The following is a 15841-nucleotide window of genomic DNA, read 5'->3' on the forward strand; positions in this document are numbered from 1 at the left end:
TTCTTCGGATCAAAAGGCAATTTTAATGGCTCAAATCGATAATCTGCCCCCCTTGCGAGAGGTTATTGAACGTCATGGCTTGAAAGCCCTGAAAAGCCTGGGTCAGAATTTTCTGCTTGATCTGAACCTGACTTGCCGCATTGCCCGCACGGCAGGCGATCTCTCCAATCATACCATCATCGAAGTCGGCCCTGGTCCTGGTGGGCTGACGCGTGCATTGCTTCATGAAGGCGCAAAAAAGGTCATCGCCATCGAGATGGACCGACGCGCAATTGGAGCATTGCAGACGATTGCTGATCATTATCCCGGTCGCCTGGAGGTAATCGAGGGCAATGCTCTGGATATTGACATGGCCTCACTCGTACCGGAAGGGCCTGCAAGGATCGTTGCCAACCTTCCCTATAATGTCGGCACGGAACTACTGCTCGGCTGGTTACGGGGTGATCAGTGGCCACCTTTCTATGACAGCCTGACATTGATGTTCCAAAAGGAAGTGGCTCAGCGCATTACAGCGACCCAGAAAGACAAAGCCTATGGTCGTCTAGCCGTAATTGCTGGTTGGCGCACAAATGCCATCAAAGTGTTTGACGTGGCCAAGGAGAATTTCTCTCCACCACCCAAGGTTACCTCAGCAATCGTGCATCTGACACCCAAAGACAATCCTCTTCCCTGCAAATTGAAGTATCTGGAGCAAGTGACAGCAGCAGCTTTCGGTCAGCGCCGCAAGATGCTACGCCAAAGCCTTAAAAGCCTGGGAGTGGATCATCTTGCTTTGATCGAGCAGGCTGGCCTGGAACCAACACAGCGCGCGGAAACGGTCCCTATTGAAGGGTTTGTCACCCTTGCAAATGGTTTGAAAGCCATACGACAGGTTTGAGCTCACGACCTCACAAAATAAATGGCGCCAGAAACAGATCTGACGCCTTTTTTAAAGCCAGAAGAAATATCCTACTTCAGCATTTCGTCGACAAAACCACGTGCTCCGACCACACGATCTCGCTTGTGTCGCTCAGCTTCCAGAATGGATGCAACGGCCTTGAACGCACGCTCCAGATCATCATTGACGATAACATAATCATACTCATCCCAATGAGCGATCTCGACCTTGGCATTCTCAAGTCTACGCTGAATGACGTCATCTTTATCTTCCGCACGCCGCACCAGACGGTTTTTCAATTCTTCCATGGACGGTGGCAAAATAAAGATGGAAACTACATCCTTCCTGGCGGCCTTGCGAATCTGGACCGTTCCCTGCCAATCGATATCAAACAGGACATCCTGTCCTTTTGATAGCGCTTCCTCTACGGGATCTCGTGGCGTTCCGTAGAAGTTGGAATGAACCTCTGCCCATTCCAGCAGATCGCCACGCTCACGCATAGCATGAAAATTCCTCTCACTGGTGAAATGATAGTGCACACCATCAATTTCACTTGGCCGCTTTTCACGTGTTGTGGCAGAAACGGAAAGCTGCAAATTGCGATCACTGTCCAGCAAATGACGACAAATGGTCGACTTCCCCGCTCCTGAGGGGGACGACAACACCAGCATCAACCCACGCCGATCCATTACAGTTTGCGACATATTCCCTTACTCCACATTCTGGATTTGCTCGCGCAATTGTTCAATCACTGCCTTAAGATCCAGCCCAATCGCCGTTAAGCTGGTATCGTTGGATTTCGAACAGAGAGTGTTAGCTTCGCGGTTAAACTCTTGTGCCAAAAAATCCAGTTTTCGACCCACTGGCACTTTACTGACCAAAAGATCCTTTGCTGCCTGACAATGTGCATAGAGACGATCCAACTCTTCACGAATATCGGCCTTTCCAGCGATCAGAACCGCCTCCTGATAAAGCCGATCCTCATCCAGGCTTCTCTCAGCGTCCAGAATTCGTTCAATCTGGCTTCGCAACTTCTCCGCAATCGCTTCGGGTCGGCGAGCCGGGCAGTTTTCAGCTTGCTTGGTCAGATCCTCAAGTTCTTCCACTCGTGAAAGCAGGACATGCTGTAAAGCAGCACCTTCCCGTCCACGCATGGTGACGAGATCTTTCGCAGCCTCATCAAAACTGGCAAGCAATTGTGCTACCAGTTCCTTCCTCAGTTCCTCACTATCCTGCTCTTCTACCGGCTCCAAAACACCCCGAATGGACAGCAGTCCATCAATGGTCGCAGGCGCCAAATCAGCTTTCCCCTCTACAACCTTCATGGCAGCAAGCACAGCTTCCAATACTGGCTCGTTAACCTTGAGAACCTGTTCCTTACCTTCCATTTGAACGGATAGGTTTACGAAACAAGAGCCACGAGTGATGTATCGTCCCAATGTCTCACGGACTGGTCGATCCAGCCCATCAAAGCCATTTGGTAATCGTAGACGGATATCGAGCCCCTTCCCGTTGACACTTTTGACCTCCCACGTCCAGCGATAAGCATCATAAACGCCGCTGGCACGGGTAAATCCAGTCATACTATTCAAGGTCATGGGCAACATTCCTGTCGGGAGTGTAATAGGCCGAAAGGCCAAAATTCGATTGATTCCCGGATATTATCCAGAATCGCCAAGAAGATTAGCATAAGGTCAGCTTATGCAAAAAGCAGTGATGTAGACTTGATTTCTATATCCATGAAGATGCCCACATACAAAAAGACCGGGATTTGCCTCAAATCCCGGTCTTATAATCACTCACGAACTTACTCTGTTGGCTGAGCATTCTTTTTCTGTTCATCCGCCTTCACAGCTTCAGCTTTTTTTCGAGCGTCAATGCGTTGTTTCTCGATCTGACGCCAGCGTTTCACATTCTGATTATGCTCATCCAATGTCTCGGCAAATACATGACCACCGGTACCATCAGCCACAAAGAACAGATCTTTGGTTCGACTTGGATTGGCAACAGCTTCCAATGCAGCCCGTCCCGGATTGGCAATAGGTCCTGGTGTTAGTGCCGGAATCTGATAGGTGTTGTAGTCGGTCTTTTTCTGCAAATCAGACTTGAAAATCGGACGCCCCTTGGGCTTACCCTGTCCTTTGAAAATGCCATAGATCACAGTAGGATCCGATTGCAGTTTCATACCTTTCATCAAACGATTGACAAAAACACCGGCAACACGGGTGCGCTCACTCGCCTGTCCGGTCTCTTTCTCAACAATAGAAGCCAAAGTCACCATCTCTTCCTTGTTCGCCAAGGGAAGATCAGAAACACGGCGTTTCCAAATCTCATCAACCGCACGATTTCGCTCTGCTACCATGCGCTTAACAATCTCCGCACGACTCGTACCACGAGAAAATTTATAGGTCTCTGGAAGCAAAGCTCCCTCAGCAGGCATCGCTGGCATATCACCAACCAGAATCTTGTGAGCTTCAATCACTTTCATGGTCTGATAAGTGGTATAGCCTTCGGGAATGGTGAGCGAATGTAGAATAGACTTTCCAGAGGTCAGAATATTCATAACCTCACGCATGGAAAGACCAGGACGGAACAGATATTCCCCGGCTTTCAACGCTCCATCTTTCTTGTAAAGGGTCACCCCATACTCAAAGATATATTTGTTGGAAATGACATTCTGTTGCTCAAGAATACCGGCAATTGTACCCAGACCGGTACCACGGCTCACCAGAATGGTACGCTCCTTCACCAGCGGTCCTGCTTCATCAAAGCTCTGTTTGCCAAAATACAGCAAGCCGGCAATACCAACCACCATAAGCAATACAACAGACAGCATGAAATTCATGAACACCACAACAGGATGGCGTGCTGCTTTGGAGCGACCCGGTGGCGGGGGGGGAGTTTCAGGTTCGATGGCCTGACGCGGACTTTTGGGTGCCTTGAGCATCGGAGAAGGAGCTGTTGAGATCTCAAGAGCCGTTACTTCACGATCTAAATCTGGCTCTGTCGCGCCGTCATCCGGTTTGCTATCAGCGGCACTCTCTATCTCGGAGTCATTCAGATCTTGCTCAGAATTGACACTCACATCATCGTTCTTGTCAGCCAGTTCGTCCTTTATTGACTCACCGTCTTTGGTTTCGTCAGCCATTCTTGCCTCGAAAATGATGGATATCAGAGAAGAAGGATTCAGCCCTCCTATCAATCTGATATCACAATCCCATCCCACTCGCTCAGGACAATTCCTGAAACGAGATCACTTAATCTGTCGTCGCTCTAAAGGCATAACATGGCAAAAAAGAGACTGGCCAGGTTGATCTCATTCGACATATCCCGGTTTCATCTCTTGTGCCGATCTTATTCAAATCTATCAATCAACGGCCTTGAAGATAAGAGAAGCGTTGGTTCCGCCAAACCCAAATGAGTTGGAAAGTGCAACATTGACTTCCTTCTCCTTGGCTTTGTATGGAACCAGATCAATTTTTGTCTCAACCGAAGGATTATCCAGGTTCAACGTTGGTGGAACAATATTGTCACGGATAGCCAGTAACGAGAAGATTGCTTCGGCAGAGCCTGCAGCTCCGAGCAAATGACCAATCGCCGATTTGGTAGAAGACATGGTCAAACGATCAGCACCATCTCCAACCAAACGCTCTACTGCACGAAGTTCTATCTCATCTCCCAAAGGAGTAGAAGTACCGTGCGCATTCACATAATCAATCTCATCCGGTGTAATTCCCGCCCGTTTCAACGCCGCTTTCATGCAACGATAGGCACCGTCACCATCTTCTGAAGGAGCCGTAATATGATGGGCATCTCCTGACAAACCATAGCCAATCACTTCACCATAGATCTTGGCACCACGTGCTTTGGCATGTTCATATTCTTCCAGCACCACGATGCCAGACCCTTCCCCCATAACAAAACCATCTCGATCCTTGTCATATGGGCGAGAAGCTTTCTCCGGTGTGTCATTGAAGTTGGTTGACAAGGCACGACAAGCAGCAAATCCCGCATATGACAGACGGCCAATAGGCGATTCTGTTCCACCCGCAACCATGACGTCGGCATCACCAAATGCAACAAGTCGGGCAGCATCACCAATAGCATGCGCTCCGGTCGAACAGGCAGTGACAACGGAATGGTTGGGACCCTTCAAACCATTACGGATAGAGACATAACCGGAAGCCAGATTGATCAGACGGCCCGGAATAAAGAACGGGCTGATTCTGCGTGGCCCCTTTTCTTTCAGCTCATAGGCACCTTTTTCAATGCCCAATAAACCACCAATGCCGGAGCCGATCAGCACACCCGATGCAGCCTGATCTTCATAGCTTTCGGGTTTCCAGTTGGCATCTGCCAACGCCTCTTCTGCAGCTGCAATCGCATAGAGAATGAAATCATCAATCTTGCGCTGCTCTTTTTTCGGCATGATATCGTCGGGATTGAAGGTACCATTGGACCCATCACCGAATGGCAATTGGCAACCCACGTGACAGGCCAGATCTTCATACTCAAAACCAGTGACAGTTTTTGCGCCGCTCTTGCCTGCCAGAATGTTCGCCCAAGTGGTGTCCACACCATTCCCCAAGGGTGTTACCATTCCCAAACCGGTAACGACAACTCGTCTCATTCTTTTGTCTCCGATGGTCTTACCTGTAATATTCACTCTTTATGGCTGTTGAGCGCACGCTCTTCAAGCCTGCTTTGTCTCAACACAGCCATAAGCTTACTCTGCCAACGAAAATCCGTGGAAAAAGCATCTCATTTGGTCTCTATATTTTTCAGACTCGTTGAAGTCTTGCAAGACCATATCCGGTGCCATTGATCCTGCAGCAGGGTCAAAACACAAAAATCCGGGCAAGGCACACGCCTTACCCGGATTTTTGAATGCTTCGAAACTCACATCAAAGGTGAGTTAACCCAACCATTAGCCAGCAGCTTTGGTCAGGAAGTCAACTGCATTACCAACGGTCTGAATGGTTTCAGCAGCATCATCAGGAATTTCGGTGCCGAACTCTTCTTCAAACGCCATAACCAGCTCAACAGTATCCAGGGAGTCAGCACCCAGATCGTCGATGAAAGAAGCTTCGTTGGTTACTTTGTCAGCATCAACGCCAAGATGTTCGATGACGATTTTTTTTACGCGCTCAGCGATATCGCTCATGTTCTTTCCTCAAATTTTACTTCAGCATCAAAGTTTGGAAAAACGGCTTGCTTTGGCCCGGAGCCGCACCAATCACTTTCCCGATTTCGCATGTCGCCAGCCAGCAACCGGATACGGCCGACTGGCGTTTGACGCGAGTATTTCCAACAAAGACGTCCACCGCCTCTGCCGAACTCGCGCGGTTGTTAACACACTTTCTTGCGCTTGAGAAGATCAGGAATTGCACGGAAAAGCAATCTCCAATCCCATCTCGCGCCTTTTCCTCATCTATTCGATGCCTAACCAGGAGAAATCTACGCAAATTGCACAATTCCGCGCCGGATCAAGACATTCTCCGAACAGATGATCAGATCATTGCCATACCGCCATTCACATGCATGGTCTGACCTGTCACATATGCAGCTTCATTGGAAGCCAGATAGACCGCAGCCGCTGCAATCTCTTCTGGTGTTCCCATACGACCGGCAGGAATGGAGCCATTTATGGCATCTTTCTGTTTGTCGTTCAGCTTGTCTGTCATCGCGGTAGCAATGAAACCCGGCGCAATCGTGTTGGCAGTGATGCCACGATTGGCGACTTCCTGAGCCAGTGATTTGGTCATGCCGATCATGCCAGCTTTGGCAGCGGCATAATTCCCTTGTCCGGGATTACCAGTCACACCAACGATTGAGGTGATGCCAATGATTCGACCATGGCGACGCTTCATCATACCGCGCAAAGCTGCCCGAGACAGGCGCATAGCAGAGCTCAAGTTCACATTGATCACCTGATCCCAATCTTCATCTTTCATCCGCATGAACAAACCATCACGGGTGATGCCGGCATTGTTGACCAGAATATCCAGCTGCCCCATAGCTTCTTCAGCCTGACCAACAAGACCTGCAACAGACTCAGGATCGGACAAGTTGGCAGGCGTTATATGAACACGCTCACCGCCAAGCTTTTCTGCGACAGCTTCCAGCACTTCAACACGGGTACCAGACAGAGCCACAGTTGCGCCCTGTGCATGCAATGCAGCAGCAATGGCTTCGCCGATACCACCAGATGCACCGGTCACAAGTGCTGTTTTACCACTCAGATCAAACATAAAAGATCTCCTCATTTCCCCGTTCACGGGGAGATATCAGCGTTGCTTTCAATGTGACATGAGCCAGATCAATAGCTCATCATCTTCAAAAGCCGCACTTTAAATCCGTCTCAATATATGTGCTTAAGCCAGCTTTTCCATAGCAGAATCAATATCACCAGGTTCGCCAACATTGACGGTAGCAACACCTTTGGCGATACGACGAGCCAAACCTGTCAGGACTTTGCCGGTGCCGACTTCAAACAGGCAATCGACACCATTCCCCACCAGCCACGCAACAGATTCGGACCAGCGAACCATACCAGTCACCTGTTCGACCAGATGCGTATGAATGGCTTCCGGATCGTCTACCGGGCTGGCCAATACATTGGCAACCAATGGCACAACTGGTTTATTGATGCTTACGCCAGCCAGCGCCTCTGCCATTACATCAGCAGCTGGTGCCATCAAGGCACAATGGAAAGGCGCGGATACAGGGAGAAGCAATGCACGCTTTGCGCCTTTTTCCTTGGCAATATCGGCAGCACGCTCAATTGCGGCCTTTGCACCCGAAATCACAACCTGACCGGTCGCATTATCATTGGCAACCTGACAAACCTGCCCTTCCGCAGCAGCTTCAGCCACTTCGCCAACCTGCTCGATGGTCAGTCCCAGCACCGCAGCCATGGCACCTTCACCTACTGGCACAGCGCTTTGCATGGCATCGCCGCGGGTACGCAGCAAGCGAGCAGTATCAGACAGGCTCAAAGCGCCGGAAGCCGCAAGAGCAGAATATTCACCAAGAGAGTGGCCAGCGACAAACGAGACCTTGTCCGCAAGAACCAGACCTTTTTCTTCCAGAACACGAAACGCTGCAATGGAAGCAGCCATCAAAGCTGGCTGAGCATTACGGGTCAGTGTCAGATCTTCGATCGGACCATTCCACATAATGTCGGACAATTTCTCGCCCAGAGCATCATCCACTTCTTCATAGACAGCCCGCGCCACAGCGAATTCATCAGCCAACGCTTTACCCATGCCTACGGCCTGGCTTCCCTGCCCAGGGAATGTGAATGCAATACTCATATGTTCCATCCTTGCCTTAATCAGCTATTGCCCAGCAAATAGTTTTCAAGTGTATTCATATCAAGGCCCCAGTCCTGCACTGAACGCAGTAGATGTGTTATACACTCGCAGTTTGGTTTGATTGGCCAGATTGCCACCAAGAGTCAAGACTTTCAGCAAGTCTGCATCAATTTAGCGACCATTTGCGGGGGAAAGTCCCCAAAACCCGGAACAAGACAAGCTATGCAGCAAGCAAAGCTGGGGCTTATTACATTCCTTGAAGATGAAATTGGCAAAATACGCCGAAAGTCCTTGCACTTCAGAGCAAATCAGCTATAAAGCGCCGGTCAGCTTGGCTTAGGCCGAGGGCTGAAGGGAAGGCTATCGCCCGTTTTCTGGAATTTTTGGAGAGCAAAGCGATGGTACGATTGCAAAGTGATCCGGCTTCCTGTGTCCTCGCTCTTGAAAGCAAATGAAGTATAAAAAGCCTTGTCAAAAGGCTTTTTAGAGGCTTTGCGCCAGCCAAGTGGACAGTGTGTAACTCTAATGACAAGGCAGGAAAAATGGCGCTGTATGAGCACGTTTTCCTTGCTCGCCAGGATATTTCTCAACAGCAGGTTGAGTCTCTGGTAGAGCATTATAAATCCCTGATCTCCGAGTCCGAAGGTTCAATCGGTAAAGTGGAATATTGGGGTCTGAAATCCATTGCATATCGCATCAACAAAAGCCGCAAGGCACATTATGTTCTGATGAATATCGATGCAGTTCCTGCAGCTGTTGCTGAAATGGAACGTCAGATGCGCATCAATGAAGACGTAATGCGCTTCATGACCATTCGTGTTGAAGAGCACGAAGAAGATCAGTCCGTGATGATGCAAAAGCGTGATCGTGATGATCGTCGTGGTGACCGTGGTGATCGCGGTGGCCGTCCTCCTCGTGGCCCACGCCGCGATGCCGAAAAACCAGCTGAATAAGGAGCAGGTCCATGTCTGGAGCACGTCGTCCTTTCTTCCGTCGTCGCAAAACTTGCCCATTCACCGGCGAGAACGCACCGAAAATCGATTACAAAGACACCCGTCTTCTGCAGCGCTACATCTCTGAGCGCGGCAAAATCGTTCCTTCCCGCATCACAGCAGTATCTGCCAAAAAACAGCGTGAACTGGCTCGTGCCATCAAACGCGCTCGTTTCCTCGGCCTGCTGCCATACGTGATCAGCTAAGTTCAAAAGCGCATTCCCAAAAAGTTGCAGACTTTTTGGATAAGAATTCGCTTCCCAGCAAAAGCTGGCGGGAAAAATTTCAAATGGCCGGACCTGAATATTCAGTCTGGCCATTTGGGCTTTGTGAAAAGCCAAACAAAACAGACTTTTCGTTGGGGCATGACACTTCTGATCTGCCTCTAACCGCCAAAACAACCGCGGGACAGCAGGATAGATGAACCAGTATCTTTTCATAGGAATAGCGGCAGGTCTTGCGACCGCGCTTCTAAACCTGTCCGGTTACGCCGGGGGAATGGTAGGCGTTGGTTTCATTTTGGTCCTTCTCTCATCCCTTCCCATCATGATTGCCACTCTTGGCTGGGGCTCTTTCTCCGGATTGATTGCAGCTTTTACGTCTGGCGTCACACTGGCGTTGATCTTTGATCTGCAAGCCGGATTTCTTTTCCTATTGCTGAATAGCCTTCCTGCCTTTTGGATTGCACATCTGATTGGTCTGAATCAACAGATGCAGGTAACGGAAGACAATGAAAACGATCCAGTTGAACAGACAATCTGGTATCCGTTGGATCGGGTCCTGATCTGGATCTGCTCATTCGTATCTCTTGCCACCATGGCAATGTTCATCCCCTTTGGTTTCAGTGTCAAAAATTATCGCGATACCATTTCCAGTCTGATGAACCAGATCTATGCCAACGCACCGGTCAAAGGTCCGGATGGCGAGGAATTGGACCTGACATGGATGGTTGATCTCATTGCCACAATGGCGCCTTCCATCTCCACCCTCATGCTGGTTATTTCGCTGGTAACAACACTCTATCTGGCAGCGAAAATCACACAGATATCCGGAAGGCTGTCCCGACCATGGCCAAACCTTCATCAGATCACCATGCCACTTATTGGAGTGGGTGTTTTTCTGGTTGCATTGCTGATTAGCAGTTTCGGTGGAATCATCGGAATTCTTGCCCAGATCACGGCATCCGCTTTTGGCGCGGGCCTGATGCTCAGCGGCCTGTCTGTTCTGCACTATATCACCCGAAACAATTCATCACGCGGTGCTCTGTTGTGGGGAGCCTATTTCCTGCTGGTCTTTTTCTGGTGGCTGGGAATTGCGTTCGTCATTCTGGGCGCTGCGGAAAGTCTCATTCAGGTCAGAAGCCGGTTTCCGAATCCGCCTGCTGGCCCTACTCAATCCGGGGTATGAACCCCACATTCATCCGCGGCCTGACCGCCGCCATAAGGAGAAAAACAATGGAACTCATTCTGCTGGAACGCGTTGCAAAGCTCGGTCAAATGGGCGATATCGTCTCTGTACGTGATGGTTATGCTCGTAATTTCCTGTTGCCTCAGGGCAAAGCTATCCGCGCCAACGCCGCAAACAAAGCCCGTTTCGAAGCAGAACGCGCTCAGCTCGAAGCTCGTAATCTGGAAGCAAAATCCGAAGCTGAGGCACTCGCAGAGCGCATCGGCGAGAAAACCGTTATTGTCATCCGCGCTGCGTCCGAGACCGGCCAGATGTACGGTTCCGTTTCCACCCGTGATCTGGCGGAAGCTGTTAGCGAAGATGGTGTATCTATCTCCCGCAGTCAGGTTTCTCTGGAGCGTCCAATCAAAACCATCGGCCTGCATGCTGTAACTGTTATTCTGCATCCAGAAGTCGAAATCACCATCACCGCAAACGTTGCTCGTTCTCAGGACGAAGCTGAGCGTCAGGCAGCAGGTGAAGATCTGTCTTTGACCGAACGCGATGAAAGTTTCGAATTCGACGAAGATCTGGAGCTGGATGAAGAGCTGCTGGAAGAAATCGAAGGTGAAGATGAAGCTTCTGAAGAAGAAGCAAGCGAAGAAGAAGCCGAATAAGCTTTTTCACCGCACCTCATCAAAAAAGAAAAGCCCGGCCTCTGGTTCGGGTTTTTCTTTTTTTGTATGTCGGAACACCACAAATACCTGATTCATCAAGTGAACCATTAACCGTGATTCTCACGAACTCGACCTCTTCTTTGTCCAGCAATTTTGATGAGAATTTTTCCTCCCTGTTGATTGAGGTGGAATGGTAAAATCAGACTTCAAAAAGAAGGCACTCTATGTCTAAGTAGACTTCCACTCCAAACAATGAGGCCTGTTTGATGGATAGCGCTGCCAAGCTTGACAACGATACCATGGCGACCCGCCAGGCGCCCCACAATCTCGAAGCCGAGCAACAATTGCTTGGTGCGATTCTCGTTAATAACGAGACATTCTACCGCGTGTCAGACTTTTTGGAGCCTCATCATTTCTTCGATCCCAATCTCAGGGAAATCTACGAGAAGACGGCAACACTGATCAGAGCAGGCAAAATTGCTTCTCCCATCACGCTGAAAACCTTCTTCGCCAATGATCACACCATTGCCGATATGCCGGTGGCACAATATTTACTGCGCCTGACCTCGCAAGCGACCTCTATCATCAATGCTGAAGATTATGGCCTTCTGATCATGGATCTCGCAACTCGCCGCGATCTGATCCAGATCGGTACCGATGTGGTCAATATAGCCTATGATGCCCCCATCGACATGCCCCCACGCACCCAAATCGAAGATGCCGAACGTCGTCTTTTTGGCCTTGCGGAAAAAGGGCGCTCTGATGGTGGCTTCCTAAGCTTTGCAACAGCCGCGACCGAAGCCATCGAGATGGCAGAAGCAGCATACAAACGTGATGGTCAGCTTTCCGGTATCTCTACCGGTCTGAAAGATCTCGATTTGAAGATGGGTGGTCTGCAACATTCGGATTTGATCATCCTGGCTGCCCGGCCTGCCATGGGTAAAACCTCATTGGTCACCAACATCGCCTATAACGTTGCCAGTGCTTATATGTCCGAGGAACAACCGGACGGCACCCTGAAAACCATGAATGGTGGTGTGGTTGGTTTCTTCTCCCTCGAGATGTCAGCCGAACAGTTAGCCACGCGTGTGATCGCAGAACAAGCAATGGTTTCATCGGAAAAAATCCGTCGTGGTAAAGTCGACCAGGAAGAATTTGGGCGCATTGCTTCTAAAGCGCAGGAAATGCAGATCACGCCGCTGCATATTGATCAAACCGGTGGTATTTCCATTGCCCAGCTCTCAGCTCGCGCCCGCCGCCTGAAACGACAGCGTGGACTGGACCTGTTGATTGTTGACTATTTGCAGCTCCTTACAGGCTCTTCATCCAAAGCATCCCAAGGTCGTGTCCAGGAAATCACCGAAATCACCACCGGATTGAAAGCATTGGCAAAGGAACTGGCGGTCCCCATAATCGCCCTTTCCCAGTTGTCTCGTCAGGTGGAAAACCGTGATGATAAACGCCCACAACTCGCCGACCTTCGTGAATCCGGTTCCATCGAGCAGGACGCCGACGTCGTGGTCTTCATTTACCGAGAAGAATATTACCTCGCTCGCGCCGAACCGAAACCAAACACGGAAGAATATTTTGCCTGGCAGGCAGAGATGGACCGAGCTATGGGCAAGGCAGAAATCATCATCGCCAAGCAACGTCACGGTCCAACCGGTATTGTACCAGTTTCGTTCACACCAGAATTCACCCGCTTTGCCGATCTGGCACCGGATGAGTATATTCCTGAATCCTACGAATAGTGGGCAGGCATTGAACTGTGTTTAGGCCAGACACAAGAAAAACTTGCGCTAACGCAACGCGTAACCGCTAACTGTGCCATACTATAGCGACATCAACCGCCAATTTAGCGAGGTCACACATGGCTGCGCCCAATAATTTCGCGCCTTCAAATTCTGTTGCTGCTCCAAATGAAGCTGCCAGCGGATCAGATCTGGCTATCAATCTCTCCGCTCTGCAAGAAAACTATGCTTTCCTCGCCAGTCAGAGTTCCAGCGCCCAATGTGCCGCTGTCATCAAGGCTGACGGCTACGGTATTGGTCTGGAACATGCAGCGCAAAATCTGAGCACAGCTGGCTGTAGGGTTTTCTTTGTGGCTCTCCCTCAGGAAGGTATTCGTGCACGCACCACATTGCCCGAGGCAACAATCTATGTGCTGAACGGCCTATTCGGGTCCGATTGTGCCGCTCTCTATGATCAGCATGATCTACGACCTGTTATCGGATCAATGGCAGAATTGGAAGACTGGCAAAGCTATTGCCGAGATCAAGGCAAAGTCCTGCCCTGCGCTCTACATTTCGACACTGGTATGAATCGGCTCGGAATGGGTATGGAGCAGGCACAAAAGATTGCCAAAGAAACCGAACTCTCGGATGCATGTGAAATCGCCCTCATCATGAGCCATCTCGCCTGTGCAGATGAGCCCATGCACGCACTCAACAGCCAGCAGCTGGATCGCTTCCGCGCCATCCGAGAATTATTCCCGGAAATCCCGGCCTCCTTTGCCAACTCCGCAGGCATTTTCCTGGGACCCGATTATCATTTTGACCTTCTGCGTCCGGGCATAGCACTCTATGGTGGTCAGGCAGTCGGCGATCACCCCAACCCGATGCAACCCGTAGCAACCTTGAAAAGCCGAATTCTGGATGTTCGGTACGTGCCCCAAGGCCAATCCATTTCCTACGGTGCTGCCCAAGTCACCAAACGGGAAAGCCGCATTGGCATCGTGAGCGTGGGCTATGCTGATGGATATTTACGCGCCGCTGGCAGCACGGACAATCATTCTGGAGCTCATGTCTGGCTGGATGGATATAGTCTTCCCGTCTTTGGTCGCGTAACGATGGATCTCATCATGGTGGACCTTACCGACTTACCGGTTGGTCTGGCCAAACGCGGAATGTGGGTGGAGTTGTTCGGCCCCAACATCCCCATTGACGACGTTGCGGCGAGTGCAGGAACCATCAGCTATGAGCTGCTCACAAGCTTGAGCAAACGCGCCTTGCGCCGCTATCTGCCTGCCTGATAGCCTCATAATCGATTCTCAAATTCAAAAATATCCCGCAGGACTGAAATCAGTCCTGCTTTTCCTTGTGCAGTTTTCCAGCACGATTGGCAGAAGAGCAAGATCCATGGCCAGAAAGAAATCCACCTTTGTCTGCCAAAGCTGCGGCGCAGTCACCAATCGCTGGGCTGGTAAATGCGAAAGCTGCGGTGAGTGGAATACGATTGTCGAGGAAATGGAAAGCGCTGGCATTGGCGGCTCCCCCAAAACCGTCAGGGGCAAATCCGGTCGCGTCGTCGAACTGGTCTCTCTCGCAGGACAAGAAAAACCTGCCCCTCGCATCACAACGGGTGTGCAAGAATTGGATCGTGTCACCGGAGGTGGATTTGTACGCGGCTCTGTCTTATTGCTCGGTGGTGATCCGGGCATCGGAAAATCCACTTTGCTCATCCAGGCTTCTGCAGCCCTCACCCATGTAGGTCACAAGGTCGTCTATATCTCAGGTGAGGAAGCCATTGATCAAGTCCGCTTACGTGCTGGTCGTCTTGGGCTTTCTAAAGCCGAGGTCCAACTGGCAGCAGAGACAAGCGTAGAAGATATCCTGACCACTCTGACCGCAAGCCCTCCACCAGATCTGGTAATCATCGATTCCATTCAAACCCTTTGGACAGATAGCGCTGACAGCGCCCCAGGCACCGTCACCCAAGTCCGCGCATCAGCCCAAGCCATGATCCGCTATGCCAAACAAACCGGCGCTGCGGTCATTCTGGTCGGCCATGTCACCAAAGATGGTCAGATTGCAGGCCCACGTGTCGTGGAACATATGGTCGACGGCGTGCTGCATTTTGAAGGAGATGGCGCTCATCAATTCCGCATTCTACGCGCCATCAAAAACCGTTTTGGCCCGACAGATGAAATTGGTGTTTTCGAGATGACCGGTTCCGGTCTTGCCGAAATCGCCAATCCTTCCGCTATGTTCCTTGGAGAGCGCAACACCTCCACACCCGGTGCTGCCGTTTTTGCGGGCATTGAAGGATCGCGCCCGTTGCTTGTCGAAATACAAGCCCTTGTCGCCCAAAGTGCGCTTGGCACGCCACGCCGCGCCGTCGTTGGCTGGGACACTGCCCGCCTTTCAATGGTTCTTGCAGTGTTGGAAGCTCATTGTGGAGTACGCCTGTCCAGCCACGATATATATCTCAATGTAGCTGGTGGCATGAAAATCTCCGAGCCCGCAGCCGATCTGGCCGTAGCCGCTGCCCTTGTTTCGTCTCTTGCAGGCGTTGCTCTCCCGGCTGAATGCGTCTATTTCGGTGAGGTCAGTCTGTCTGGTGCTGTCAGACCAGTTGCCCATGCTTCCTCTCGAATCAAGGAATCCTCCAAACTTGGTTTTTCATCGGCCATCATTCCACAGGCCTCGGAAAAGTCCGCAAAATCCAAAGATTTGAGCCTTACCAGCATAGAAACTCTCACCGAGTTGGTCGCCCGGATTGCAGCAGGGTCAAATTTTGACCATAGTAATGACGAATGAAGCCCCCAGGCGCTTCAAAAAGCCTTGAGAGACAGGCCTCAAAGCCCTATAGAAA

At 50.6% G+C, this 15841-nt stretch carries 15 protein-coding genes; 8 read left to right on the forward strand and 7 right to left on the reverse strand.

Annotation, left to right across the window (positions count from 1 at the left end; genetic code table 11):
- Positions 1-25: 25 nt before the first annotated feature.
- Positions 26-877, forward strand: a complete 852-nt coding sequence (rsmA, locus tag CRO57_RS07180; protein ID WP_097152610.1) for a 16S rRNA (adenine(1518)-N(6)/adenine(1519)-N(6))-dimethyltransferase RsmA — start codon at positions 26-28, stop codon at positions 875-877.
- Positions 878-948: 71 nt separating this feature from the next.
- On the opposite strand, the gene gmk is transcribed toward rsmA, so the two are convergent.
- The 7 genes from gmk to fabD form a co-directional block, all read right to left on the reverse strand.
- Positions 949-1581 (reverse strand): guanylate kinase, encoded by a 633-nt coding sequence (gmk, locus tag CRO57_RS24980; protein WP_244580028.1) that lies wholly within the window; start codon positions 1579-1581, stop codon positions 949-951.
- A gap of 6 nt (positions 1582-1587) precedes the next feature.
- Positions 1588-2475, reverse strand: a complete 888-nt coding sequence (locus CRO57_RS24985; protein WP_210200774.1) for a YicC/YloC family endoribonuclease — start codon at positions 2473-2475, stop codon at positions 1588-1590.
- A 209-nt stretch (positions 2476-2684) separates the two neighbouring features.
- Positions 2685-4025 (reverse strand): endolytic transglycosylase MltG, encoded by a 1341-nt coding sequence (gene mltG / locus CRO57_RS07190; RefSeq protein WP_244580029.1) that lies wholly within the window; start codon positions 4023-4025, stop codon positions 2685-2687.
- Positions 4026-4244: 219 nt separating this feature from the next.
- Positions 4245-5507: a beta-ketoacyl-ACP synthase II gene (gene fabF / locus CRO57_RS07195; protein WP_097152611.1), complete on the reverse strand. Its 1263-nt coding sequence runs from the start codon at positions 5505-5507 to the stop codon at positions 4245-4247.
- Positions 5508-5804: 297 nt separating this feature from the next.
- Positions 5805-6041, reverse strand: coding sequence for an acyl carrier protein (locus CRO57_RS07200; protein ID WP_097152612.1), 237 nt, complete (start codon positions 6039-6041; stop codon positions 5805-5807).
- 346 nt (positions 6042-6387) lie between these two features.
- The gene (fabG, locus tag CRO57_RS07205; RefSeq protein WP_097152613.1) at positions 6388-7128 is read right to left on the reverse strand and encodes a 3-oxoacyl-[acyl-carrier-protein] reductase; all 741 of its coding nucleotides are present in this window, start codon (positions 7126-7128) and stop codon (positions 6388-6390) included.
- 123 nt (positions 7129-7251) lie between these two features.
- Positions 7252-8193 (reverse strand): ACP S-malonyltransferase, encoded by a 942-nt coding sequence (fabD, locus tag CRO57_RS07210; RefSeq protein WP_097153269.1) that lies wholly within the window; start codon positions 8191-8193, stop codon positions 7252-7254.
- A gap of 542 nt (positions 8194-8735) precedes the next feature.
- Between fabD and rpsF the strand changes: the two genes are divergently transcribed.
- From rpsF to radA, 7 genes are all read left to right on the forward strand, one after another.
- Complete coding sequence (gene rpsF, locus CRO57_RS07215; protein WP_097152614.1) at positions 8736-9146, forward strand: 30S ribosomal protein S6; 411 nt, start codon at positions 8736-8738, stop codon at positions 9144-9146.
- 11 nt (positions 9147-9157) lie between these two features.
- Entirely contained in the window at positions 9158-9391 is a 234-nt protein-coding gene (gene rpsR / locus CRO57_RS07220) for a 30S ribosomal protein S18 (RefSeq protein WP_097152615.1), read from the forward strand.
- Between the two features lie 214 nt (positions 9392-9605).
- Complete coding sequence (locus CRO57_RS07225) at positions 9606-10592, forward strand: DUF2232 domain-containing protein (RefSeq protein WP_097152616.1); 987 nt, start codon at positions 9606-9608, stop codon at positions 10590-10592.
- Between the two features lie 47 nt (positions 10593-10639).
- Positions 10640-11248, forward strand: a complete 609-nt coding sequence (rplI, locus tag CRO57_RS07230) for a 50S ribosomal protein L9 (RefSeq protein ID WP_097152617.1) — start codon at positions 10640-10642, stop codon at positions 11246-11248.
- 266 nt (positions 11249-11514) lie between these two features.
- Positions 11515-12999 (forward strand): replicative DNA helicase, encoded by a 1485-nt coding sequence (locus tag CRO57_RS07235; protein WP_097152618.1) that lies wholly within the window; start codon positions 11515-11517, stop codon positions 12997-12999.
- Between the two features lie 119 nt (positions 13000-13118).
- Positions 13119-14279, forward strand: coding sequence for an alanine racemase (gene alr, locus CRO57_RS07240; protein WP_097152619.1), 1161 nt, complete (start codon positions 13119-13121; stop codon positions 14277-14279).
- A 106-nt stretch (positions 14280-14385) separates the two neighbouring features.
- A complete protein-coding gene (gene radA / locus CRO57_RS07245) occupies positions 14386-15786 on the forward strand; it encodes a DNA repair protein RadA (RefSeq protein WP_097152620.1) in 1401 nt (466 codons plus the stop codon).
- Positions 15787-15841 lie beyond the last annotated feature (55 nt).

Source organism: Cohaesibacter gelatinilyticus (assembly GCF_900215605.1).
Lineage (GTDB): Bacteria > Pseudomonadota > Alphaproteobacteria > Rhizobiales > Cohaesibacteraceae > Cohaesibacter > Cohaesibacter gelatinilyticus.